At 46.4% G+C, this 23,588-nt stretch carries 17 protein-coding genes, 3 tRNA genes and 2 pseudogenes; 4 read left to right on the forward strand and 18 right to left on the reverse strand.

The window, feature by feature from the left end; genetic code table 11:
* Window positions 1-28 precede the first annotated feature (28 nt).
* The 8 genes from I6L54_RS10405 to I6L54_RS10440 all read right to left on the reverse strand — a co-directional run bounded on the left by I6L54_RS10405 (window position 29) and on the right by I6L54_RS10440 (window position 12,541).
* Complete coding sequence (locus tag I6L54_RS10405) at window positions 29-1,807, reverse strand: aminopeptidase P family protein (RefSeq protein WP_040230698.1); 1,779 nt, start codon at window positions 1,805-1,807, stop codon at window positions 29-31.
* A 15-nt stretch (window positions 1,808-1,822) separates the two neighbouring features.
* Entirely contained in the window at window positions 1,823-3,277 is a 1,455-nt protein-coding gene (locus I6L54_RS10410; RefSeq protein ID WP_005128994.1) for an AMP nucleosidase, read from the reverse strand.
* A 118-nt stretch (window positions 3,278-3,395) separates the two neighbouring features.
* Window positions 3,396-4,712, reverse strand: coding sequence for a shikimate transporter (shiA, locus tag I6L54_RS10415; protein ID WP_040230699.1), 1,317 nt, complete (start codon window positions 4,710-4,712; stop codon window positions 3,396-3,398).
* A gap of 494 nt (window positions 4,713-5,206) precedes the next feature.
* Window positions 5,207-6,349 carry a radical SAM/SPASM domain-containing protein gene (locus I6L54_RS10420; protein ID WP_342446902.1) on the reverse strand — a complete coding sequence of 381 codons (1,143 nt, stop codon included), beginning with the start codon at window positions 6,347-6,349 and terminating at the stop codon, window positions 5,207-5,209.
* Window positions 6,350-6,429: 80 nt separating this feature from the next.
* On the reverse strand, window positions 6,430-8,043 hold the full coding sequence (locus I6L54_RS10425) for a bifunctional metallophosphatase/5'-nucleotidase (protein WP_005128983.1): 1,614 nt from the start codon (window positions 8,041-8,043) through the stop codon (window positions 6,430-6,432).
* 134 nt (window positions 8,044-8,177) lie between these two features.
* Window positions 8,178-9,062 carry a nucleoside-specific channel-forming protein Tsx gene (locus I6L54_RS10430; RefSeq protein WP_040230701.1) on the reverse strand — a complete coding sequence of 295 codons (885 nt, stop codon included), beginning with the start codon at window positions 9,060-9,062 and terminating at the stop codon, window positions 8,178-8,180.
* Window positions 9,063-9,208: 146 nt separating this feature from the next.
* On the reverse strand, window positions 9,209-10,771 hold the full coding sequence (locus tag I6L54_RS10435) for a bifunctional metallophosphatase/5'-nucleotidase (RefSeq protein WP_040230761.1): 1,563 nt from the start codon (window positions 10,769-10,771) through the stop codon (window positions 9,209-9,211).
* A gap of 213 nt (window positions 10,772-10,984) precedes the next feature.
* The gene (locus I6L54_RS10440; protein ID WP_040230703.1) at window positions 10,985-12,541 is read right to left on the reverse strand and encodes a bifunctional metallophosphatase/5'-nucleotidase; all 1,557 of its coding nucleotides are present in this window, start codon (window positions 12,539-12,541) and stop codon (window positions 10,985-10,987) included.
* Between the two features lie 156 nt (window positions 12,542-12,697).
* Between I6L54_RS10440 and I6L54_RS10445 the strand changes: the two are divergent.
* Window positions 12,698-13,838 (forward strand): annotated as a pseudogene (locus tag I6L54_RS10445) (cytoplasmic protein).
* A gap of 147 nt (window positions 13,839-13,985) precedes the next feature.
* Here the strand turns inward: I6L54_RS10445 and I6L54_RS10450 are convergent.
* The 6 genes and pseudogenes from I6L54_RS10450 to I6L54_RS10470 all read right to left on the reverse strand — a co-directional run bounded on the left by I6L54_RS10450 (window position 13,986) and on the right by I6L54_RS10470 (window position 18,763).
* Complete coding sequence (locus tag I6L54_RS10450) at window positions 13,986-15,005, reverse strand: aryl-sulfate sulfotransferase (protein ID WP_245163427.1); 1,020 nt, start codon at window positions 15,003-15,005, stop codon at window positions 13,986-13,988.
* Window positions 15,006-15,029: 24 nt separating this feature from the next.
* On the reverse strand, window positions 15,030-15,515 hold the full coding sequence (locus tag I6L54_RS24275) for an aryl-sulfate sulfotransferase N-terminal domain-containing protein (RefSeq protein ID WP_245163428.1): 486 nt from the start codon (window positions 15,513-15,515) through the stop codon (window positions 15,030-15,032).
* Window positions 15,516-15,769: 254 nt separating this feature from the next.
* Window positions 15,770-16,159 carry a M15 family metallopeptidase gene (locus I6L54_RS10455; protein ID WP_005127784.1) on the reverse strand — a complete coding sequence of 130 codons (390 nt, stop codon included), beginning with the start codon at window positions 16,157-16,159 and terminating at the stop codon, window positions 15,770-15,772.
* Window positions 16,146-16,457: a phage holin family protein gene (locus I6L54_RS10460; protein ID WP_223236915.1), complete on the reverse strand. Its 312-nt coding sequence runs from the start codon at window positions 16,455-16,457 to the stop codon at window positions 16,146-16,148. The genes I6L54_RS10455 and I6L54_RS10460 overlap by 14 nt, the downstream gene beginning before the upstream one ends.
* A gap of 1,278 nt (window positions 16,458-17,735) precedes the next feature.
* Window positions 17,736-18,521, reverse strand: a pseudogene (locus I6L54_RS10465) (tyrosine-type recombinase/integrase).
* A 166-nt stretch (window positions 18,522-18,687) separates the two neighbouring features.
* Window positions 18,688-18,763: transfer RNA gene (locus I6L54_RS10470), tRNA-Asn, on the reverse strand.
* Between the two features lie 327 nt (window positions 18,764-19,090).
* Between I6L54_RS10470 and nac the strand changes: the two genes are divergently transcribed.
* Window positions 19,091-20,008 carry a nitrogen assimilation transcriptional regulator NAC gene (gene nac, locus I6L54_RS10475; RefSeq protein ID WP_005127781.1) on the forward strand — a complete coding sequence of 306 codons (918 nt, stop codon included), beginning with the start codon at window positions 19,091-19,093 and terminating at the stop codon, window positions 20,006-20,008.
* A 101-nt stretch (window positions 20,009-20,109) separates the two neighbouring features.
* Window positions 20,110-21,060, forward strand: a complete 951-nt coding sequence (gene cbl / locus I6L54_RS10480) for an HTH-type transcriptional regulator Cbl (protein ID WP_005127780.1) — start codon at window positions 20,110-20,112, stop codon at window positions 21,058-21,060.
* A gap of 42 nt (window positions 21,061-21,102) precedes the next feature.
* Here cbl and I6L54_RS10485 read toward each other — a convergent pair.
* Together I6L54_RS10485 and mtfA are read right to left on the reverse strand one after the other, a co-directional pair.
* A tRNA-Asn gene (locus I6L54_RS10485) sits at window positions 21,103-21,178 on the reverse strand.
* Between the two features lie 99 nt (window positions 21,179-21,277).
* Window positions 21,278-22,075, reverse strand: a complete 798-nt coding sequence (gene mtfA, locus I6L54_RS10490) for a DgsA anti-repressor MtfA (RefSeq protein ID WP_005127779.1) — start codon at window positions 22,073-22,075, stop codon at window positions 21,278-21,280.
* A 93-nt stretch (window positions 22,076-22,168) separates the two neighbouring features.
* Between mtfA and I6L54_RS10495 the strand changes: the two genes are divergently transcribed.
* Window positions 22,169-22,258, forward strand: a tRNA-Ser gene (locus I6L54_RS10495).
* A gap of 66 nt (window positions 22,259-22,324) precedes the next feature.
* On the opposite strand, the gene I6L54_RS10500 is transcribed toward I6L54_RS10495, so the two are convergent.
* Together I6L54_RS10500 and I6L54_RS10505 are read right to left on the reverse strand one after the other, a co-directional pair.
* Window positions 22,325-23,368, reverse strand: coding sequence for a tyrosine-type recombinase/integrase (locus I6L54_RS10500; RefSeq protein ID WP_052463722.1), 1,044 nt, complete (start codon window positions 23,366-23,368; stop codon window positions 22,325-22,327).
* Window positions 23,343-23,585, reverse strand: coding sequence for a DUF4224 domain-containing protein (locus tag I6L54_RS10505; RefSeq protein ID WP_072041425.1), 243 nt, complete (start codon window positions 23,583-23,585; stop codon window positions 23,343-23,345). The genes I6L54_RS10500 and I6L54_RS10505 overlap by 26 nt, the downstream gene beginning before the upstream one ends.
* Window positions 23,586-23,588: the final 3 nt, after the last annotated feature.

Genomic DNA, 23,588 nt, shown 5'->3' on the forward strand with positions numbered 1-23,588 from the left:
CAGCCTGCGGGCTGCCTTTTTTATTGCATTAATTGGCCTGAACGCGTATCGGCGCCGTCGCCGCGAACAGCCACGGGCGCGCGTCGCTGCCCACGCGTGGCGATAGCGTTTCTCTGACCTGTTGATGGTAATCATCAATCCACTGCTTTTCAGCCTCACTCAGCAGATGCCGCTCAACCAGATTCAAATCAATCGGCACCAGCGTCAGCGTTGAGAAACGACAGAAGCCAGGGCGACTGTTGATAATCTCCACCTGATTCTCAATGCGGATGCCATATTGTCCAGCCAGATAATAGCCCGGTTCGATGGTGATAATGTTACCTGCCACCAGCGGCCAGGGATTTACTTTTTTTGCAATACGATGAGGCTGCTCATGGATCAGTAGCTGGTGGCCAACGCCGTGTCCTGTGCCGTGGTCAAAATCCAGACCCAACTCCCAAAGCGCCCGACGGCTAAACGCATCCAGTTGATGACCCTGCGTGCCGCTGGGGAATTGCAATGAGATCAGTGATAAAAACCCTTTCAGCACGGCGGTGTAATGCAGTCGCCGCTGCGGTTCCTGTGGACCAAAGGCGAGTGTTCTTGTTGTATCCGTAGTGCCATTTTGATACTGGCCGCCGGAATCATTCAGGTACATTGCCTGTGTGGTGATGGGCGTGTTTGTTTTCTCGCTGGAATGGTAATGACACATCGCCGCATTGCTGGCAGAGGCGGAAATCGTGCTGAAACTTTGCTCGATAAATCCTGGCTGCTGCTGGCGAAACGCCAGCTGTTTGGCTTGTGCTTCCAGTTCAGTGACAGGATTACCTGCTGCCTCGCGCAGAGGGACCTCATGCGCCAGCCAGGCCAGAAAGTTTACCCATGCGGCGCCATCCTGTTCATGGCATTCCCGATACCCTGCCAGTTCAACATCATTTTTATGCGCTTTCATTAAGGTAATGGGGTCAGGGGCCCATAAGACGTCACCGCCGTGTCCTTCAATAGCAAAGCGCAGCGCGACCGGGGCGTAGTCTTTATCAACGAGGAAGCGTTTTCCTTCCGCCAACTGCTGGCAGCGCGCAAGGAAACTCTCTTGCGGGGCCAGCGTGACCGTCTCCAGCAATGATGCGGGCAGTTGCTGCGTCTTATTATTATCAACAAACCACTCCAGTTCGCCGCTGCGATGGAGCAGGGCAAACGAAAAAGGAACCGGAACCATCGCAAGATCGGCTCCACGGACATTGAGTAGCCAGGCGATGTTATCCGGCAGCGTAATCGCCAGCACGTCGGCCTGATACTGAGTCAGTTGCTCTACTATTCGTTCGCGCTTATGTGTGCTGCTTTCGCCGCTTATCTCAACGGGCATTTCACGAATAACACCACTGGGGGCGGCTGGACGGTCGAGCCAGATCTGGTCGAAGGGATCGCGTTCCATCGGAACCAGTTTGCAGTGGGTGGCCGACAGTGCTTCAAATTGGCTGTTGACCATCAGAAGAGGTTCAAAGCCGATACGCGCACCAGAGGTGACGTAAGCCTGCAAGTAGTCGGCCAGAGGTTCATCGTGTAAATGATGGATTTCAAAATCATCGAGAGAGACTTCGTTACGCACCTGGACCTGATAGCGCCCATCGACAAACATCAGCGCGCGATCGCGAAGTACCAATGCAAGACCCGCGGAACCGCTAAAACCGGTGAGCCAGGCTAGTTTATTGTCGTGCGGTGTGCAATCTTCGCTCTGATGAGCATCGGCGCGGGGAACAATCATGCCATCCAGTCCCTGCGCTAACAGCAGACTGCGCAGGGCGGAAAGGGGAGTTGAATTGTGCATAGTTACCTTCAGGCCTTACCGGAACGGCGGTTCGTTGAATGTACGTAATTTGCGGGAGTGCAGCCGGTCGCCTTCGGCACGCAGCCGGTCGATAGCCCGGATGCCAATTTGCAGGTGCTCAGAAATGGCCCCTTCATAAAAACGGTTGGCCTGACCAGGCAGTTTGATCTCACCGTGGAGCGGTTTATCGGAAACACACAGCAGCGTGCCATAAGGGACGCGGAAACGATAGCCCTGGGCTGCAATGGTGGCACTCTCCATATCAATAGCGACGGCACGACTGAGGTTAAAACGCAGTGCAGAAGCGGAATAGCGTAATTCCCAGTTACGGTCGTCGGTGGTGACGACGGTGCCGGTACGCAGCCGCTGTTTAACCTCTTCACCCGGCATGCCGCTGACTTCTTTGGTCGCGTCATACAGGGCGCGTTGTACTTCCGCAATGCTCGGAATCGGAATATCCGGCGGCAGTACGGCATCCAGTACATGGTCGTCACGCAGATAAGCGTGGGCCAGAACATAGTCGCCAATCGCCTGGCTTTCTCGCAGGCCTCCGCAGTGACCAATCATCAACCAGACGTCAGGACGCAGCACGGCCAGATGGTCGCAAATGGTTTTGGCGTTAGAGGGGCCGACGCCGATATTAACCAGCGTGATCCCCTGACCGTCGGCGGTGATTAAATGCCAGGCGGGCATCTGGTGTTTTTTCCACGCCAGATCGGAGATGGCCTCTTCCGGTGCTTCGGTTTCCGCGGTGATCCAGATCCCGCCCGCGCATGACAGTGCGATATAGGGGCTGTCCGGGTCAAGGATTTGGCTGCAGCCCCAGCGCACGAACTCATCGACGTAGCGGGTGTAGTTAGTGAACAGCACAAACGGCTGGAAGTGTTCAACCGGCGTTCCCGTGTAGTGACGCAGTCGCGCCAGCGAGAAATCGACTCGTCGCGCGTCGAAGTGCGACAACGGGGAGAACTCCGCCGGATGATAGGTACCGTCGGCTGTTTCATCACCAATCTGTGAAAGCTCGGTGGTTGGGAAATGGCGCGTCAATCCGGCACTCATCGAGCGGTCAAGCGTGAGTTCAGAACCGTCAATTACATACGGATAGGGAATTTCATGTTGCGACGGCTCGACGGAAATATGCGCATCATAATCCTGATACAGCAGCGTCAGTTGTTCTTCAAGATAAGGGCGAAAAAGCGACGGGCGGGTGATGGTCGTGGTATAGCAGCCTGCATGGGTAAAACGGCCATATGCGCGCGTTTTCGGTGGGTTTGTGGCACTGCCATCCCAGGTGACACAAAGCGATGGGTAAACAAAAAGACCGTTTTGGCGGGCGATGTCGTCAGGGAGCGTCCCTGTTTCAATATACTTACCAATGGCGCTACGCAGAGCCTTCACCGACTGTTCGTACAGCGCGTCCAGTTTATCCAGTGCCTGAGCAGGTGTCAGGCTGGAGCCCTTATTGTTCATGTCTGTCTCCTTGTTCCACAGATGTACTGCTCTCCCGATAGTATGTCACAGGAATGTGAAACAAAAGTCAGACGTTGAGGAAGATTATGCGAAGACCCGATGGCCTTCGCACAAAGGTTTACGCGTGTTGCTTATCTCTCATCAGCATTGCGGTGACGGCCGAAATAAGGCATCCGGCCATCAGGTAAATGGCCACGCTGTGCCAGTCGCCACCGGAGAAAGTCACTAATGCAGCGGCAATAAAAGGCGTAAAACCACCGCCGACAACGCTGGCAACCTGATAACCCACGCCCGCGCCACTGTAGCGATAGCTTGCGCCAAACAGGCCGGTAAACATAGGCTGCTGTACGCAGACCACCATATCGTGCGCAATGTTGGCCAGCATAATCGCGAAGAACACTATCCAGAAGAGGGACTGCGCTTCCAGGGCCATGAAGAACGGGAAGGCGCTCAGCGTACCGACCAGGGCACCGATAATGTAGACCCGGCGGCGGCCAAATCGGTCGGCAAGCCAGGCGAAGCAGGGGATGGTCAGGCAACTCAATCCACCGACTAGCAGCCCGATATTGAGAAAAAGTTCGCGCGGTAGCCCCAGATTTTGCGTGGAATAATTCAGGGCAAACGCGGTGACGATGTACATGGTCAACAGTTCACACAGGCGCAGGGCGATAATTTTCAAAAATGCCCCTGGGTGCCGGGCCAGCGCTTCGACAACCGGCAGGCGTTTTTTGGTTTGCGTCTGCTGTTGTTTTTGCTGTTCAAACTCTGCCGACTCTTCCATTCGGTTACGCATCCATAATGCGCCCAGAACCAGCACAATGCTGAACAGGAACGGGATGCGCCAGCCCCAACGCAGAAACTGCTCATCGGTCGTTTGCGAACTGATTAGCGAAACCAGTCCTGTCGAGAGCAGCAGGCCGACGCCATAACCCACCTGAACGCCGCTGCTGTAGAATGCTTTTTTGTTTTTTGGTGCGCTTTCGACGGAGAGTAGCGCCGCGCCGCCCCATTCACCGCCAACGGCGAATCCCTGAATGGCGCGCAGCGTAACCAGAAGAACCGGGGCCCACCAGCCGATGGTGTCAAAAGAGGGAATAATACCAATCAACGCTGTGGCAATGCCCATCATCCAGACGGTGAGCATCAGCATTCGTTTGCGACCCAGGCGATCGCCGAAGTGACCGAAGATCACCCCGCCTAACGGACGGAACAAAAATCCGACGCCAAAGGTGGCAAATGCGGCAAGTGTACCCATCGCCGGGCTGACCTGCGGGAAGAACTCGCGATTAAAAACCAGCGCGGCGGTGATGCCATAAAGCAGAAAATCATACCAGTCGACCACGGCACCCGCGAAGCTGCCGAGTGCGGCACGTCGGGCACGGTTAAGCGATGAGGTGTCCTGCTGGGGACCCGTGGAGGTGAGGGTGGAATCCATAGTTATCCTGTCTGTACTGTTTTTTAATTATTAGTCTTGGAGTTAGGTTACGCACATTGCAGTCGAGATATAAACGACTGTAATGAGACTACCGCGACAGACGAGAAGATAAAACGATTTTATCCCTTACAAGAGGGCAAGATGAAAAATAAGACGATTGAAGAAATTAATAAGCAAAAAGCCCGCTTAAGTTTCCTTAAACGGGCCTCTTAAATTTGGATCCTCTGACTGGGATCGCCTTAGTCATTAACTGACTGGGAGCTAGATCAGAAATCTTGTTTTGTCAAGACCATCAGAATGACCACCATTTGTTTGTGGGGATGCAGGGTGTTGTGAAGTAGCGGATGAATTACATTGATTTATGTTAGCAGTTCCGCGAACACTAAAACGCCTACTTCCGGGATTAATCAAATCCCGGACGCTAAAATAGCCCTGGTATTGCAAAATACTGTCGGTGCGGCTGTTTCATCCATCACCACGTATTGAGAATCATGTCAGGACAAATACTGACGAATATCGGAAGGTGCATAGTTTTGTTCCCACAAAGCTTTCATCATTAACATATAGGGCTCAATATAAGTGAAAAAAACCTGATAGCTTTCGCAAAAATAATTGAGCTCCGGGATGCCGCGTTCAGAAAGCACAACGCGATCTTTTGGGCAACCGCCATGGCAGGCAAATTTCACTTTGCAACTCATACACTCTGCTACCAGTAGCGGCTTGTTCTGCTCAATTATTTGATTTTCAGTGCTTTTTAGTATCGTAGTTATAACAGGTTGATGGTTGTTACTCAGCAAAGTTTTTGGATTAACCAGGCAATCGCACTCGTACAAATCATCGTTTATTTTCGATGCGAACACGCTATCACCAAAGAGCGCAAAAGCACAGGTCGGTGCAGGCAACCCACACCACGCAGCGAAAGCGTGCTCAAAAATGGGGATTTTAATTGTTCCGATATCCAGACGTACCCAGCTGTAAAAAAGCGTTTTTAAAAAAGTCCCTAATGCCGCGGGCGTAAGGCTTCGTGCATCCACACCACCTTGCGTAAGAGGTTCAAGTAAGGGGATAAACTGCATGTGGCGACTGCCAAGATTCTTCAGATAATGATAGAGTCGCAACGGGTTCTGGCTATTCATGGCGTTAATGACAGTCCGCGTACTAAATTCAAGATCGTGTTTTTGCAGCAACCTCACGGCCTCTTCAATCAGATGATATAGAGGTTTACCAGAAATCGTTTTGCAGACACTGTCTTGCAACGAAATATCGTCATCCACTGCAATACTAATCAGAAACTGATTTTTCTTGAATAGCTCACACCAGCTATCATCCAGCAGAATGCCGTCGATTAGCAATGTGTTGATAATGTTTTTACCTTGTGCAAATTGCTGTTGCAGCTCGATAACTCGTTTAAAAAAGTTAAATCTGTCAAGCGTTGGTTCATTTCCCTGCCAGGTAAAAATCACATCGCCAGTTTCCTGGGTATCAATTTGCTGGCGAATAAATAGTTGAAGCGTCACATCATCTATATCCATACCGTTCGGGCAGGGTTGCGCCTTGAAGCAGTACGTACAACGTGAATTGCAGGATGCACTGGTGGGGGGTGTCATCACATGGCAATTTTTCATTATCGTTTTCATCACTTTATTTTTATTTGTTTTGTAATATGCAAGGAAGTGATGCAATCCGTAAAATGGATTGCATCATCAATATTTATCTTTTATTGCTTAATAACTTCGACTCGCATTTCATTAACTTGTGCAGGAACGATTTTGTGCCCTGATTTCAGATAGTCAATCACGACATCGGACATATTATGCCCGGCACGAACTTGCACATTTTTACCTTCTTTAAAGGCCAGAAAACCATCCCCTCCCAGCGCAAGGAATGTTGTCGTTGCTACATGATAAGTCTCCGTGTCCACAATCGCTTTGCCATTGATAGTGAGAGATGCTATTCGCTGGCCGACTGGTTTTTGCGGGATATAATGCATTTCAGCACCCTTTGACATTTGTAGTATGCCATTCGTGAGTGATGCTCCATGTTCCATCAGATTACGTAAATCCTTGCCACTGAGATCCATCTCTGTAAGCTCATTCTTGAAGGGGAATGTACTGGTAATGTCGCCAAAGGTAATCGAGCCAGCATTTATATCCGCGCGTAAACTGCCGGAATTAATCAGTGCGATCTGTGCTTTCGGTGCAGCAACCAGCATTGCATCCGTAAACAAGTTACCAAGTTGTGAGGATTCACCATAGGCACGGGTTAACATGATAGGTGACTCACCTACTGGTTGGCGCACGATATCTGTAAGTTTTTTATTCCAGCCATCGATAACTTTCTGGGTTGTTGGATCAGGTACCCATTCATCAGCATAAATTGTTTTCAGTTCGAAGCTTTTTACTTCATGAGTATTGGTTGCTGGGTTAACATCGAGTACCAGTTTACCAATGTCAATACCGCCACTGTCAGTAGAAAGAATTAACGTGTTCCCAACTTTGATCGGTTCTGGTGTCCCTACGTGAGCGTGTCCGGTGATGAGGATATCAAGCCCTTTCACTTGGCTTGCTGTCTGAATATCCTTATCCAGCGCACGTCTGACATCTGTATTACCAATACTGGACTGGCGTGCCGGGACACCTTCGTGAACGAGAGCAACGGTGATATCAACTTTATCACGTAACTCATCCAGGTAGTGCTGCAGATATTTTACCTCATCACGCGCTTCTATCCCCTGGTTTTTAAGGGCTGCGGCTGATTTATCAAAACGATTGTTATTATTGTTATCGAGGCCCTGTATTGAGAGTTCTGAAATCGTGTCATTAAATGCAAACACACCGTGCAGCCCAATAACACCAATTTTGACACCATCTTTTTCCAGTATAGTATAGGGCTTGTTCCAGAAAGGTATCTCGCTGTCTTTATGGAACACATTCCCTAACAGAACAGGGAAGTTCGCCTTACTTAACTGGCGCAAGAGGTTATCCCAGCCATGGTCAAACTCATGATTACCGATGGATACCGCATCAAAGGGCATAGTCCTCATAATATCAATTATTGCCTCCCCCTTGGTTAAACTGCTGATATATGGTCCGGTAAAATAGTCTCCAGCATCAAAATAAAAAGTGGATTTATTTTTTGCTTTTTCCTGTTTAACCATGGTAGTGATATTTGCCCAGCCGCCGATATCTCGTTTACCATCTGCGATATACGGGAGTTTGTAACTATCAACATGAGCATGGAGATCATTGGTGTAAATAATAGTGACATCTTTGGCATTCGCCCAGAGCGAGAGTGTCGATAGAATACCCGCAGCAATTATTTTCATCTTCATAATTAGTTCCTTTTAGGTATATAAAGTATGACATTTAGATAAAAGGTTCATGCATGCCCATGAACCTTTTACCATTTGCAGTCGAATCAACTATCTCTTAAAAAATCGATGACCAACCACTTTATTTGTCTTAATTAAAACGTGTAACCCACGGACAAATAATATGCCCATCCTGTTGAATCTATAGAGACTGCTCCTCCATTGGTATTAAATGCTTTACTACCTTCTTCAAATTGTCCACCATGATAGAAATAACGGAAGCTCGCACTGTAACTCCAGTGAGGATAAACTAATGCCAATACATTAGTGGTTACTATCGAGCTATTGGTTCGAGAGTAAAATTGTTGCTTGCCACCTGATTTTTCTTTTAAATCCGAACCGAAATCAAAATTAGTAAAACCTACATAATTTAACTTTCCGCCCCAAAACTGAGTAATTGGAATAACATATTTTAATTTAAAACGATATCCATCCCACTCGTTTTCATTGGCAGCGTTATAATTATTTCCCTGATATTTCGCATAGATATCTGCAGATAAAGACATCGGCAATCCAGTGTCAATATCAGTACCTAATCCCATGTACCAGGTACTCTGACGTTGTCCTTCATTACTACCTGCATCATAGATATAGTTGTGGGCAAAATACCATTCTTTAAATGGACCAAAACTTAAGTCGAGTCCTGTTAATTTATCGATGCTAAAACGAGGTTCTATTTCCATAAAAAATGGAGAACCATTATCCCAAATACCTTTGTCGTTAACATTTCCTAAACCGAAAAACTTAGGTAAATCTGCATAACCATAGAAATCGAACCAATCCTTATGCGCCCATGCTCGATATTCTGGATATAAATCAGCTCGTTTTTGTGGCCCAAAGCGTGTAGAGTTGCTTCCCACCAGGTTAATACTTTGATGCCACCAGTCTGACAGATATTCATCATTTCCTGTCTCTGCAAGTGTTACCATTGGTAATGATAAAAGTGTTCCCAATAAAAATACTTCATTCTTCTTTAACATAAACAGAATCCTTCTGTTGAGGTTTTTTTAAAATGCCATCTTTAAAGAGAAAATGTAAATAATTCCCAGTGTAAAAATAGCATTATATGTTTTATATATTTAAAATGCAGTTGGGCAAAAATATATCTGTCGCTAATTAATTGAGATTATTTAGCCGAGCTTATATCAACCACCCTCATTTCCAGATCCGGTTTTAATGGGCTACTGGACTTAATGTAATCAATGATTGACTCTGAAGAACTGGTGCTGTTAATAGTTTTGACATTCGTGCCGTTTAAGAAAGCTTCAAACCCATCACCACCGGTCGCACAAAAAGAATGTGTAACAACCCGATATGTTTTGGCAGGCTCTACAGGTTGGTTATTAATGGTGAATTTAACAACCCGCTCACCCAACGGTTTTTTACTGTCATATACAACATGGACACTTTTTGACACCTGCAAAACCCCGTTGGTAAGGTTAGTGGCGTGGGTCATTAAATTAATAAGATCCTTTCCGGTAAGATCCATTTCGACAAGATCGTTATTAAACGGGAAGGTCGTAATTACATCACCATATTTCAATTTTCCCTGTGGAAAATCGGCACGCAACCCACCGCTGTTTTGTAATCCCAGGACGGCATCTGGTGCTTTGGCCATCATGGCGTCGAGAACTAAATTACCCATCGGTGAGGATTCACCGTAAGCACGGGTGAACGGTGCCGTTGTCGATCCAATAACCTGGTCGGTGATGCTTTTCAGTTTAGTATTCCACACATCAATCCTGGCCTGGACCTTTGGATCGGGCTTATATTCATCAGCAAATACAGTGATTAACTTGCCGTTATAGCCATCAATTTTTTTAGTCCTGGGGTTAAAGTCCAGGACTAACTTACCAATATCGGTACCATACGCATCTGTTGAAACAACAAGTGTGTCATTGACTTTAATCGGCTCTGGTGTACCCACATGCGCATGTCCGGTGATAAGTACATCAATACCTTTAAATTTCTTTGCGGTATCGATATCGGCCTGCAGCATTCTGGCAACATCTTTATTTCCATAGCTTGACTGACGCGCTGGTGTCCCTTCGTGGATGAGTAGCACGATGATGTCGACTTTACCCTTTAATGCATCAAGCCCTTTTTGAATGTAAGGCACTTCATCACGAGCCTCTGAGCCAGCGTAAGCCTTAGCTGCAATAGTGTCATAAAACGCAAATTTTCCATGTACTCCGATTACGCCAATTTTTATGCCGTCTTTTTCGACAATTGTCCAGGGTTTATTCCAGACAGGTTTATCACTATCAGTATAAAAAACGTTGCCCAGTAAAACTGGGAAGTTCGCTTTTGATAGCTGCTTAACCATATTTTCGACGCCATGGTCAAATTCATGGTTCCCTACCGACACAGCATCAAAAGGCATGGTATTCATAATATCAATAATTGCTTCGCCTTTGGTTAAGGTGCTTATATATGGACCAGTAAAATAATCACCCGCATCAAAGAAAAATACATCTTTGCTTTTTTTCTTGGCATCATTAACGATGGTTGCAATGTTAGCAAAACCACCTACGGCTCGGTTTTTATCAACGGCGGGGATTTTTCCCGGGGAAACATGGGCATGTAAATCGTTGGTGTAATAAATAGTCACATCCTTTGCACTAATTGGTGCAGCTAACGTTGCGGATAAGCACAATGTAATCAGACTAAGTTTTGTTATTATTTGCATAACTAGTTTCCATTTGGTTATATAAAATTTAGTGGTGCTTTCAAAAGGATTCATGTGAACACATGAATCCTTTTTCATCTGCGGTTGAATCAATAATGCTCAAATAACTAATGTTCTAGCGCTTTATTTGATCTTTGCTTGTTAATTTACAGGCATCGATGCCGTTGTGATTAAGCCAGATAATTCTGTTTCACTAAATAATCTAAAAGGAGATTATTTTTTCACATCAGCAACGCGCATACCTTTGATCTGTTCATCCGTGATGGTGTTGCCTGCTTTGAAATAATCAATCACCGCGTTAGAAACATAGTAACCGCCTGTTGTATTACGCGATTTACCCTCAGTAAATGTGGTAAAACCATCGCCACCATCAGCAAGGAAGCTCTGGGTGGCAATATGGTAAACCGTCGCATCCTCAATTGGTTTGCCATTAAGAGTCAGTTCGGCGACCCGTTGGCCGATTGGTTTACTACTGTCGTACTTCATTTCCAGGCCTTTAGATACCTGCAAAACGCCATTAGTTAAACTTGCGCCATGTTCCATCAAGCTACGCAATTGTTTACCGGTGAGATCCATCGTTGCCAGCTCGTTGGGGAACGGGTACACACTGATGACTCCACCCATAGTAATCGCGCCCGCCGGTAACTCAGTGCGGATGCCACCTGAATTAGTTAAAGCCAGTTGTGTATTTTTACCTGCTGCCGCCAGCAACGCATCCGCAGCCAGATTCCCTAGCGGAGCCGATTCGCCATAGGCGCGTGTCAATTCAACCGGCGACTGTCCCACTGTTTGTTGCACCACTTCATCAAGTTTCTTATTCCAGTTGTCGATCACCGATTTCGTTTGTGGATCGGGTTTCCATTCATCTGCGTAAATGGTTTTAAGCTCGAAATTTTTCACCGTGAAGTTATGCGGCTTATTTTGGTAATCCAGCACAAGTTTACCCACATCAATACCGCCGCTATCGGTCGAGAGGATAAGTGTATTACCTACTTTAATCGGTTCCGGCGTACCGACATGTGCGTGTCCGGTAATCAGAATGTCCAGTCCTTTAACTTGGCTTGCGGTCTTGATGTCTTTATCCAGAGCACGACGTACATCGGTGCCCCCTATACTGGACTGACGGGCTGGTGTTCCCTCATGGACAAGCAGCACGGTCAAATCGACTTTACCTTTCAGTTCGTCGAGATAGCGCTGCAACCACTTAATTTCATCCCTGGCTTCAATACCTACGCGCGTCGCCGCAGAAACGGTATCATTGAAGGCAAACACGCCGTGCAAACCAATGACGCCAATTTTCACGCCATCTTTTTCGATGATGGTATAAGGCTTATCCCAGAATGCTTTGTCGCTGTTCTGATAAAATATATTGCCCTGTACAATTGGGAATTTCGCCTGGCTAAGCTGTAATAATGTATTATCCCAGCCATGATCGAATTCGTGATTTCCCATTGTAACTGCATCAAATGGCATTGTATTCATAATATCAATTATTGCCTTTCCCTTCGTCAGGCTACTGATATATGGACCGGTAAAATAATCTCCAGCATCAAAAAACCATGTTGCTTTACTTTTTGCTTTTTCCTGTTTAACCAGGGTTGTGATATTTGCCCAGCCACTGATATCGCGTTTTCCGTCCGCAATATAGGGAATCTTATAAGGTTCTACATGAGCATGCAGATCATTGGTATAAATGATGGTTATATCCTTGGCGCAAGCCCAAAGCGGTAGCGTCAACAGAATGCTTGCTGCAATTACTTTCACCTTCACAATCAGTCACCTTTAGTTAGTTAAAAAATTATCAAATTACGTTTAGGATTGTTTTTATATGTGAAAATATTTACATGATGTGTGATTTTTTTCACAAAAGTAGTCTGGAGTTACTCGCTAAAATCAACGACCTGTTTAAATCGTTGGTGACTTAAATTGACTCAGTTTACGATCAATACCTGTAAATCGTATGGTTGCCGCAATTTAGGGCAACCCATATGGGCATGTGCAGATTTCAGTTGGCCAGACTACAGACTGGGATTTCCTGCATTACACTGTCGAGCATGCGGGAGTTATCCCCCGCTGTTTGATGAACAGCAATTTAATGAATGGCTGTCTGTTCACTTAAGTGCCTATGCTTCAGAAAACGGTCATTTTTGTCCTGAATGTTATCGCAAAGAAATTATTTGTTATGGTCATAACCCACAGGGAACACAGCGTGTTCAATGCCGAGTCTGCAGAAAAGTCTGGACGCCCAAACAGCAAGAACAAAGAAAAATAGTCCCCCCAGAACGAATTGAAACTGTTTCACTAGTTGTGCCGTTCCAGGGGGGCAGTGCAGAACAGAAACTGTATGTTCTACTCAGTTTTGATGCCGTCTGCGGTAATGTTCTGCATATCTCCACAAATTTTACTCAGCATTATGTTGGTGAGACTTTACGGTATCGCTGGCACGGGAATGCTGAGCCTGATTTACATCATAGTGATATCGTAAATCGCGTTGATATGCGCGAGACGCAATTCCTACGTAGGAGTCAGTTTGATGAAATTCAATATGGAAGTGCGATTCTCAAACGCAACGCCAGAGGTGCTATTCTGCGTCCTGTTATCACGGCTCACGGGCATTTTCGAGTACTGAACATCTTTTTTCCTAAGGTAAAGAAGCATGTTATTTCACACGAATGCTTTCTTCGGGGAGCCGTCATTACTGTTTGGGCAGAACTGTTTCGCCAACGGCAAGGTGAGCTTTGGTTTATAGAAGAGGAAATAAATGATAGTGATATTTATGTACCCTGGAGTTTTCAGAGAACAACACAGCATGGCTGGTGGCAAAACCAGTGGCAGCTTTGGGTGCAGGGAAAAAACCGTAAGATGGTTTGCCCATTGACGGGGGGGGGATAGCAGCAACGCGAAAATACTCTCTTTAACGGCTAGTAGGCACTTTATCCACTGGCTATACAAACAAACGAGTTTTACCCATAGCACCAAATTATCTGCAGGGAGCGTAACGCAAATTCTTCTTTCCCTGGCGCATGACTATAACGGAAAACTTACAATAGCGCCTTCTGACGATTAGTATCATCGACAGTTTTCAATAGCAAAGGTGTTGTATATATTGTCAAGGGTTCATGTAGATACATGAACCCTTTTAACATATGCAGTTGGAACAAATAGTTTTTAAAACATGATGTTCAATTGCTTCTGTTTTTATGATTACATCATTTTACAGATTAACAGTAACTGATGCTGTAGTGATTAATTCAGATAGCTCCGTATCTTTAAATAATCTTGTACGATAGCCCTCACCTGGGAATTGAGGTGCGCCATCAGGAAGCGCGATGACATCGTAGATACTGGCAATCATATTGCCGTTCACATCGGAGATAAAGAATGAACGGGCATGGTTGGTGAAAATAGAGAAGTAATCATCATGGTCAAAAACATTACCCATAAAATCAGTCCACTGGACGATAGGGGTTGTTGGTAGTTCGATAGGTGCTTGAATTTCCAAAGCTGTTTTTGCCGCCATGTCTACAGCATAGAATAGAATACGAGCCGGAGGCGTTGAATAGGCATCGGTTGTTGCATTGTCATTAATCGGGCGAACAACAGAATTTCCATCAGCATCAAGACAAGATCTATTATCAAAGACAGATAAAACAAATTTACCTACGGTAGGGTCGATATATTCTGCAAAGGCACTATTGTTCGTGATACACACAGTATGAGCACCATTCTCAAAGTGAGTAATACCGGAGTTATCAATATGAATAGTGTCTGGATTTACCGGAAACTGAGGGTTGAAATTACCGGTGTCGAGCGCCCACAAGATACTACCATCAACAATAGAGATGCCAAAGGTCGTGCTCGTTGAACGGGAATGCACAATAACTGCTTCCTCATTATTTGGACTACTGGTAATCCATGACAGCGAGTTTAAATGAATATCATTAGGGGTGCTGTTATTTAAGATTTGAGAGCCGCTATACTCGCTAGTATAATTTTTTGCCCAAATCATTTTCCCGGTCTGATCGTTGAATTTCATGACTAGGGAATCCTGGCCCCGCGTATTGGTTATCCGATTAGGAATGTCGTTACCAAACATATAGACATCGCCTGCGGAGTCCCAGACTAAATCGTGAGTGTTTGAGTAGTGATTGCCATCAGAATCACGCATATCGAATTCAAAGATGACATTACCAAGAATGTCAATTTTGAAAAAGCGGCGACCGTACCACGACATATCTTCATCAGTACCAGTGTAGATCTAACCATTGTGAATTCGCAACGGCTGAAGATGATAAGCCGATACAAAGTTAAAACGCAGGTCACCATTTTGGTCGTAACCACGGCCAGTAGATTGCATTAACCAACTATTGCCCCATACAGATGTAAATAGCGAAGGATCTGTTTGTTCAATATCGAGGTGGAAGATAACCGATGTATCATAAACCTGATCTACCGTGCTAATAGAGAATGGCTGATTGAAAACTTCAGTTCCGGTTTCATCTTTAAACACGACCTGGACGTTGTTTGCATATTGTGCATAAAGGCCAATAACAGGGATTTTTATGGTTTGAGAGACACCATAAATCAGATCCGATGTATAGGTAAAATCTACGCTGGTTGAACTGGTTGTCCTTTTTGATACAGTGTAAGAATAGCTTACTGGTGTATCTGAGGTAAAATAAATATATGCAGCGAGCTGATTATCGGCTGGTGCAAGTTCAGTTTTAACATAAGTAATTGTCATGATTTTATTCCTTTTGGGTTGGTTCAATAAAATATAGATGCGATTTTCTATCAGGGCATAAATGTGTCGATAATAAAAACAGCGAGAAAATAAATGCCTGATTTATAACTTAGTGTTGTGGTAATTAAAAACTGATTTTTATTATAACCCTCCTTTTGTAAAATAGCTGTCTAAACGGGAGTGAGGTTAATCACCCTGCCAATGTTGGTATGTCGTATTATCCGTTTGAGTAGGTCTGCTAAACACGGTAGATGCTATTCTGGGTACATTTTTCGTGAGAGTTGAAAATGAACGCCATCCTTAATTTCCGCCCAGTTACCCCCCCATTCAACGTCAATAGCTAGCTCTTTAGCTGCCTGAAACACAGTCGTTGCAATTGTCTGGTAATGCTTAAACTCCCATGATGCTGTACCGTTTATGACTGCGAATATATCGACGGCGTGTCCCGTTAAATGCCTGCTTTTTGACGTTAATGATTTTCCTGATGCCAATAACTCAAGCTGCCTCTTTTGGTTTCTTAACCCTTCTGAAATACCAAAATCGATAGGTGATAACTTCAATGCTCTTCTCATCACATCAGAAAGATCCTTATGTACGCCTTTAAGATTCTTTTCAGATGTTTTACTGAATTCATGATTTATCATTGCTATCTCCAGAAATTTTTTTCCAGTAATAATTAAGGGCAACAACGCCCATTGCACCTGATATACCGCTGATTGCAAGCGTAGTATGAAATACTGTTCCAAGACTTTGTGACATCAATCCAGAAAGCACGCCGGTAAATCCTGATACTATAATTTGTGCTAACGCCGAAAATAAATTTCTTCCCGACCGGCCAGATTTAACGTCAAGGATATATCTAACAAAACCTCCCCACGCGCCGAATAATATTATGTAAATCCAGCTAAAAAATGCATTTGATGATGGGTCTTTCCATGGCAAAATAATTACCTCCAAAGATTGCATAAGTAAAAAATTTTACCGCATGATGAGATCATTCTCTTGCAATAAAACTATATGCTTTGCTATGCAGTAAATAATAAACATTGAGTACCCCAGTTTTGTGATTAATGTCACACGGAATGCAATTAATAGTCTTTACCGATTGATTTTTGATAAACGATAGTTCTATGTTATTTATATTGATGATTATATTTATTAACGGAATGCATAAGAGGGGCAAGCGGGAGAAGGGGCAACGTATCCTTCAAAAGGCGTGTCAGATGCGGGAATGAGTGCTGGAACCCCGAAAGCAGGGGCTGTGTGTGAAAGATCGCGGATTCTGGTGCAGGTTTACGGTCACGCGGCAGCAAATGCCTTACGGTAAATGCAGGCCGCAGCCCATAAAGTAAAAGGCGTTGAAATTCAGCAGGTATAAACTTGCCGGAAAATCGTAGAATTTTCAGTTGTGTGAAATGAGTGCTGGTGAACTGGCGCGGTTAAAAAATCTATTGAGTGTGAACTTCGAGCCTCCGCCGCGATGTCCTGCGACCCAGTGTTTGCAGAGGCCTGCACCGGTAAAGGGATCAACCGTCCTGACGGAACAGGTGCTTCTTTCAGGTTGTGAAGCAACGGGAGCTGTCTACGACAGCATAGGGCAAGAGGGTGATTACAACCGTTTTACACGGATGAAAAGAGGAAACCTTTTTTTCGGGAATTGAGTTGTTTGTAGATTTTTTCGCAATTTTATGAATGACAGTCTGCCGCGCTTCGCTTGTCTTTTCCCGATCTTCCGCCAGCAAAGCTGACAGAAGATCGGGCGAGTCGGTTTAGCTCTGGCTATATTCCGGCTTACGATAACGGGACGGCCAGATTTGTTCTGGCGTAATGCAGGTACAGCTAAAAGATACCGCGATTAGCCGCCAACATAAAGAGACACTCTGGAAGGCCGATCGCAGAAAATAAAAAACCCTGCTGGTGAGGCAGGGTTCTCTATTTTTCGCTCTCAGGCTGCGGATGGCGACCTGAGCGGCGTTGCGTGATAATACAATCCTGGCAGATGTAATCCTGCACTGACAGGCAGTGTAAGGGTAAGATGCAGGCGTTGCGCTCCTTTCAAAAGGAGAGCGAATGGACACACTAACGCGTAAGCTGGTTGTGCTCATTGCCGTACTGGAGCTGTTACTGGCTCTGCTGCGGTTGATTGATCTGCTGAAATAATTCACGGATTGAAACGTACTTAAGGGGAAACACCCGTTTACCCTTTAATAACCCGTTGTATTACGACACTTTTTTCAGCCTACTGGCAAACTGATAGGGTGAAATATATCCGCCAGTATTTGCATCAAGATAATCTGCCCACCACTGCATCATCGCGATCCGTTCTTCCAGATATTCAGCCTTATGAATATAGGCCGCCCGCACGCTGTTTCTTTCCTGATGGCTCATCTGCTTTTCAATGGCTTCTTTGCTCCACAACCCCGACTCACTCAGCGCACTGCACGCCATCGTCCGGTTTGATTTGATTAACTCCTTTTCACCGCATAGCGCATGATCTCGGTGACGTAGTTTTTCAGCTGCGCGGCTTTCTCCAGAAAGCCCTTGTTTTCCACTTTGTGCAGGGTAAATAACAGCGTTTCCGTGGTGATATGATCGATGAGGCTGTCCTCCGATATCCGGGAAAACATACATTTCCAGCCTGCGCTGGATGGTGTTCGCATAATGTTCAGACCAGCGCCTGTGTTCACCGTGCCAGTTCATGGCGATCTGGCGGAATGTATGACCGTTTTTATTTTTCTGTTGCGCGATTTTCTTGTCAGCGGAGGGATCGACCCCCTCACGTATTTTCGCCCGCGCGGCATCACGTAACTGTCGCGCTTTAAACAGGGACACATCCGGGTAGGGGCCAAAGGCGAGTTTTTTCTCTTTGCCGTCGATGCGATACTTCATATACCAGAGTTTCGAGCCGTTAGGTTTGATCAGCAGGTACAGTCCTGAACTGTCTGCCAGTTTGAAGGGTTTTTCTGTGGGTTTAGTCTTGCGGATAGCGGTATCTGTTAATGCCATAGCGGGCGGCTCTATTTTCTCACCGAACCGTGAGGCACCCGATTAAGCCCCAAAAAACTATGGGTGTCAAGAAACCCGGCAATCCTTCTCAGGACGGCCGGGTAAAGATAAGTTCTTGTTTTTTAACAAGCTTCCGGACTCGCTGGGATGTCCTGAAACTAAAATTTGGCTCCTCTGACTGGACTCGAACCAGTGACATACGGATTAACAGTCCGCCGTTCTACCGACTGAACTACAGAGGAATCGTTTGAACGAGGCGCATATTAGCGGGGGCGATGGGGGTTGTCAAAGGGGGAAATGAAATTGTGTGTTCGTTTGCTGACAAATTCAACAAAGCGGCGATCTTTCATGCTTTTTTAGACATTTGCCCCATTCTGGTGCGTGTCTACCTCTTGTGGGGCAGCCCGGATAAAGGCGGAATCAATAGAAGCGATCACTTTCCTGCGCCATCCCTTACTTAACGGGAGCTTAACATTAAATAATCGTCTACAGATGAAACTGGCAAGCATCTTGCAATCCTGAGTTTCATGACTGCCAGCATGGGTTCTGGTATTCCGACAGGAGGCAAAATGAACTTCAGACGACTGAAATACTTCGTAAAAATCGTCGATATTGGTAGCCTGACCCAGGCAGCGGAAGTATTGCATATCGCTCAACCCGCGCTGAGCCAGCAGGTTGCTACGCTGGAGGGGGAATTGGATCAACAGTTGTTGATCCGCACCAAACGCGGGGTGACGCCGACGGAAGCTGGGAAAGTACTGTACACGCACGCCCGGACAATATTACGTCAGTGTGAACAGGCGCAGCTTGCGGTTAATAATGTAGGGCAGACCCTGAGTGGACACGTCTCTATTGGCCTGGCACCTGGCACTGCGGCATCATCAATTACCATGCCGTTATTACAGACCGTCCGCGCCGAGCTGCCCGATGTACTGGTCTATTTGCATGAAAACAGCGGGGCGGTGCTGAACGATAAACTGCTCAGTGGTCAATTAGATATGGCGGTGCTCTACGAGCGTTCGCCGATTGCGGGTATTTCCAGTCAACCGTTACTCAAAGAGGACCTTTTCCTGGTGGGGACGCGCGAATGTCCAGGGCCAAGTGTCGATTTAACGGCAGTTGCGCAGATGAATTTGTTTCTGCCACGGGATTACAGTGCGGTTCGCCTCCGTGTTGACGAAGCCTTCTCACTGCGCCGCTTAACGGCCAAAGTAATAGGTGAAATTGATTCTATCTCCACCCTAACGGCCGCGATTGCCAGTGGTATGGGGGTGACGGTTTTGCCTGAATCGGCAGCCCGGGCATTATGTCATGCAGCGAATGGCTGGATGGCGCGGATTACAACGCCCTCCATGAATCTGCCCCTCTCGCTTAACATGTCAGCCAGGGGCAGTTTGACACCACAGGCTCAGGCGGTGAAAGAGATCCTGTTGTCGCTGGTTAGCCGTCCGGCACTGGAAAACCGGGAGCTACAGCTGGTGAGTTAGACCTTATTCCAGCCAGGAATAAGATGCAGGTTTTTATTATTTGTTATGCCGGGCATCAGACTTTAACAATAGCGTAATGTTTGATGTACCCGGAGCGAAAAGTGAATTTCCAGCAACTTAAAATAATCCGCGAGGCGGCCCGTCAGGATTACAACCTGACGGAAGTCGCGAATATTCTTTATACCTCGCAGTCGGGGGTAAGCCGGCATATTCGCGAACTTGAAGATGAACTTGGCATCGAAATTTTTATTCGCCGTGGTAAACGTTTACTTGGCATGACCGAACCGGGGAAGGCGTTGCTGGTGATCGCTGAGCGTATTCTTAATGAAGCCAGTAATGTTCGCCGACTGGCGGACCTGTTTACCAATGACACGTCTGGCGTGCTGACCATTGCGACCACACACACGCAGGCACGCTATAGTCTGCCTGCGGTGATCAAAGCATTTCGTGAGCTCTTCCCGGAGGTTCGCCTGGAGCTTATCCAGGGGACGCCGCAAGAAATTGACGTTCTCCTGCAAAATGGTGGCGCTGACATTGGTATTGCCAGTGAACGACTCAGCAGCGATCCGCTGTTGGTGGCGTTTCCATGGTTTCGTTGGCAGCACAGCCTGCTTGTTCCACACGATCATCCATTAGTTAAGGCTTCCCCGCTTACGCTTGAGTCTATTGCTCACTGGCCACTCATTACCTATCGGCAGGGTATTACGGGGCGTTCACGTATTGATGAGGCATTTGCGCGTAAAGGGTTGGTGCCGGATATTATCCTCAGTGCACAAGACTCGGATGTGATTAAAACGTATGTAGCGCTGGGGCTGGGAATCGGGCTGGTGGCGGAGCAATCCAGTGGCGAGCAGGAGGAGGGGACGTTAACCCGCCTTGATACCCGGCATTTATTTGATGCGAACACCGTTTGGCTGGGGCTCAAACGCGGTCAGTTGCAGCGCAATTACGTCTGGCGATTCATCGAGCTATGCAACGCAGGTTTATCTGTGGAAGAGATTAAACGCCAGGCGATGGAGCCTGATGAAGTGATGATTGATTATCAGATATAAAGCAAAAAGCCTGCTTAGTTTCCTAAACAGGCTTCTTAAATTTGGCTCCTCTGACTGGACTCGAACCAGTGACATACGGATTAACAGTCCGCCGTTCTACCGACTGAACTACAGAGGAATCGTGTGAACGAGGCGCATATTACTGACCTCATCATGACGTGTCAATAGTAAAATTAATACGTCATATCAATTGGTTAATTAATCTTCAAATTCAGTATTAATGTACATTTGATGAGCGAAAATGGTCTTCTTCCTGGCTATCGCGCAACCGAAGCATTGGATTCTGGCGATAGAACTGGAAAAAACGTTGCCACAATGCCGGAAAACGTGGTGCAAATAACTCGGGGGCGCTGAAGAAATACTCGGATAATACCGCAAAGCATTCTGCAGGATCGGTTGCTGCGTAGGCATCTATACTGCAGGCTGTTTCACCCACCAGATCGATTTCATCCTGGATGTTGTTCATAGCTGCATGGAGATCGTGCTCCCAGTTTGCAATTTCCCTCAGCGGGATAGCCGGAACGCCGCTGGCGCGATCGCCATTACGCATATCAAGTTTATGTGCCACTTCGTGAATAATCAGGTTAAAGCCGGAAGCATCGAAGGAATCCTGGATATCAAGCCAGTTCAGGATCACCGGACCCTGTTGCCAGCTTTGGCCTGACTGAATAATCCGTTGATTGTGCACCAGCCCAATATCATCTTCCCATTCGTCATCCACAACAAACGGAGCAGGGTAAATGAGGACTTCATGAAAACCATCGAGCCATTCGATGCCTAATTCCAGAACAGGCAAACAGAAAAGCAGAGCAATACGTGCACTTTTCAGTGCGTCCAGTTCAAATCCTTGTAGCGCAACCAATCTTTTTTGCTGTAAAAAACGCTCAGCCTGGGCAATAAGCCTGGCTTGTTCTTGTTCAGTAAGATTCACCAGAAGAGGAATTGCCAGGGCATCATCCCAGGGCCAGTCATCATTCCGGGCTGTTTCTTGCTCTTTCCAGGGCCACTTAATCATCGTTTTGCTCGCAAACTCGTCACTTGAACGAAATTGACGGAACTGGGTCTGTTAAAATGCCAAATTACCTGGCATCATGGCAACCACCAGAACGGAGAGATGCCAGAGCGGCTGAATGGACCGGTCTCGAAAACCGGAGTAGGGGCAACTCTACCGGGGGTTCAAATCCCCCTCTCTCCGCCACTATTCAAACACTTAGCTCAATTCCTTTCAACGACTCATGTCACACTTGGTATAGTGTTGGTATATTCACTTGGTATAAAACTCGCCATCATCATCTTCTGATTTGCCCAAGACTGGAAGATCCAATGTGGGAGAAATTTTCACTTTTCTGTCATAAACCACAACCTGGCTTTCAGTTTTGTGACCTGAGAATAGTTGTTTATCCTTACTCGAGCCTTCGTAATCAGATATTCCCTTGGCTTTGAGATCATGAAAAGTACACGGCAGTTTTCTATCTAGTTTTTTTCCTGCTGCTTCCCTTGCCGTTTCCCACAGATCATTAAACCCACTTTTCGAGTATTTAGTTTTTTTGCTGCTACAGATAACCGTTTCCCGCCCACCCAGAGTTTTTGCAAGTTCGATGGCGTTATGAAGCCGTTCAGTCCAGACTTTTATTTGTTTAGTCCCGGTCTTTCCCTGCTGGATAAAAATGCCTTCCTCGCTTACTTGCGACCATTTGAGAGAAAGTACATCGGAAACGCGAGCTGCGCATAAGTAAGATATCTCCATGCCAACCCGGAGAGCTGGTGCCGCCTCTTCATAAATTGCCTGATATTCTTCGTCTGTCACGTACACGTCACGGGCTTTTAAAGAGAACTTGCGCACTCCTTTGCACGGATTTCCTTTCACGTACCCTCGTTCATATCCCCATGAGAAAACACGCGACATCCCGCCGAGTTCCTGGTTTGCCTGGTTAATGCTGCGTTGGCCACGTTTATCCATATAGATCCTGACCATCTCAATTTTTATGTCATCTGCTCGCATATTCCCGAACACTGGGACCAGGTTTTTTTCATACGATCTGTAATCAGTCTGCGTCCGTGGAGCCAGTTCAGCAAAAGCTGGGCTACTGGTGAATAACTTCCATAATTTAGAAAATGTCATTACGTCTGAACGCTTGGCTTTCTCTTCCTCATAACGCGCCCATAGCCGGGACATACTTGTCCCGGTAATAGGTGCAAGAGTTACGCTTTGTTTTGTTCCTTTTGGCTTCCACACATAGCTATAACGGTTTTTAGTTACGCGTGGCGGGAGGTGCTTGTCTTTAGGATCTTTTCTTGGTCTGCCCATTGATTGCGTCGTAATTTGGCTCAAGTGCAACATATTCATCGACCTTAGGTAATTCAGAAACTCCGGGACCAATACTTCTGCGCAATACAATTGGGCGGTTCCGCCCATCAGTGGTGAACGGTATGCCGTGACACCGCAGCTGTCGCTGCTGGTGGGTGTAGCGCTGATAGCCAGTAATTTCTGCAATTTCCTGAGGAGACAGTGTAAGTTCGTGCATAGC

The organism is Citrobacter pasteurii (assembly GCF_019047765.1).
Lineage (GTDB): Bacteria > Pseudomonadota > Gammaproteobacteria > Enterobacterales > Enterobacteriaceae > Citrobacter > Citrobacter pasteurii.

Excerpts from the sequence above, each read along its gene's own strand:
- I6L54_RS10430 (WP_040230701.1), bottom strand. The coding sequence starts at position 9,062 with ATGTTAAAGAAGAATGAAGTATTTTTATTGGGAACACTTTTATCATTA.
- I6L54_RS10425 (WP_005128983.1), bottom strand. The coding sequence starts at position 8,043 with ATGAAGATGAAAATAATTGCTGCGGGTATTCTATCGACACTCTCGCTC.
- I6L54_RS10435 (WP_040230761.1), bottom strand. The coding sequence starts at position 10,771 with ATGCAAATAATAACAAAACTTAGTCTGATTACATTGTGCTTATCCGCA.
- nac (WP_005127781.1), top strand. The coding sequence starts at position 19,091 with ATGAACTTCAGACGACTGAAATACTTCGTAAAAATCGTCGATATTGGT.
- I6L54_RS10455 (WP_005127784.1), bottom strand. The coding sequence starts at position 16,159 with ATGATAAATCATGAATTCAGTAAAACATCTGAAAAGAATCTTAAAGGC.
- I6L54_RS10410 (WP_005128994.1), bottom strand. The coding sequence starts at position 3,277 with ATGAACAATAAGGGCTCCAGCCTGACACCTGCTCAGGCACTGGATAAA.
- I6L54_RS10405 (WP_040230698.1), bottom strand. The coding sequence starts at position 1,807 with ATGCACAATTCAACTCCCCTTTCCGCCCTGCGCAGTCTGCTGTTAGCG.
- I6L54_RS10505 (WP_072041425.1), bottom strand. The coding sequence starts at position 23,585 with ATGCACGAACTTACACTGTCTCCTCAGGAAATTGCAGAAATTACTGGC.
- I6L54_RS10500 (WP_052463722.1), bottom strand. The coding sequence starts at position 23,368 with ATGGGCAGACCAAGAAAAGATCCTAAAGACAAGCACCTCCCGCCACGC.
- I6L54_RS10420 (WP_342446902.1), bottom strand. The coding sequence starts at position 6,349 with ATGAAAACGATAATGAAAAATTGCCATGTGATGACACCCCCCACCAGT.
- mtfA (WP_005127779.1), bottom strand. The coding sequence starts at position 22,075 with ATGATTAAGTGGCCCTGGAAAGAGCAAGAAACAGCCCGGAATGATGAC.
- I6L54_RS24275 (WP_245163428.1), bottom strand. The coding sequence starts at position 15,515 with ATGACAATTACTTATGTTAAAACTGAACTTGCACCAGCCGATAATCAG.
- I6L54_RS10450 (WP_245163427.1), bottom strand. The coding sequence starts at position 15,005 with ATGTCGTGGTACGGTCGCCGCTTTTTCAAAATTGACATTCTTGGTAAT.
- shiA (WP_040230699.1), bottom strand. The coding sequence starts at position 4,712 with ATGGATTCCACCCTCACCTCCACGGGTCCCCAGCAGGACACCTCATCG.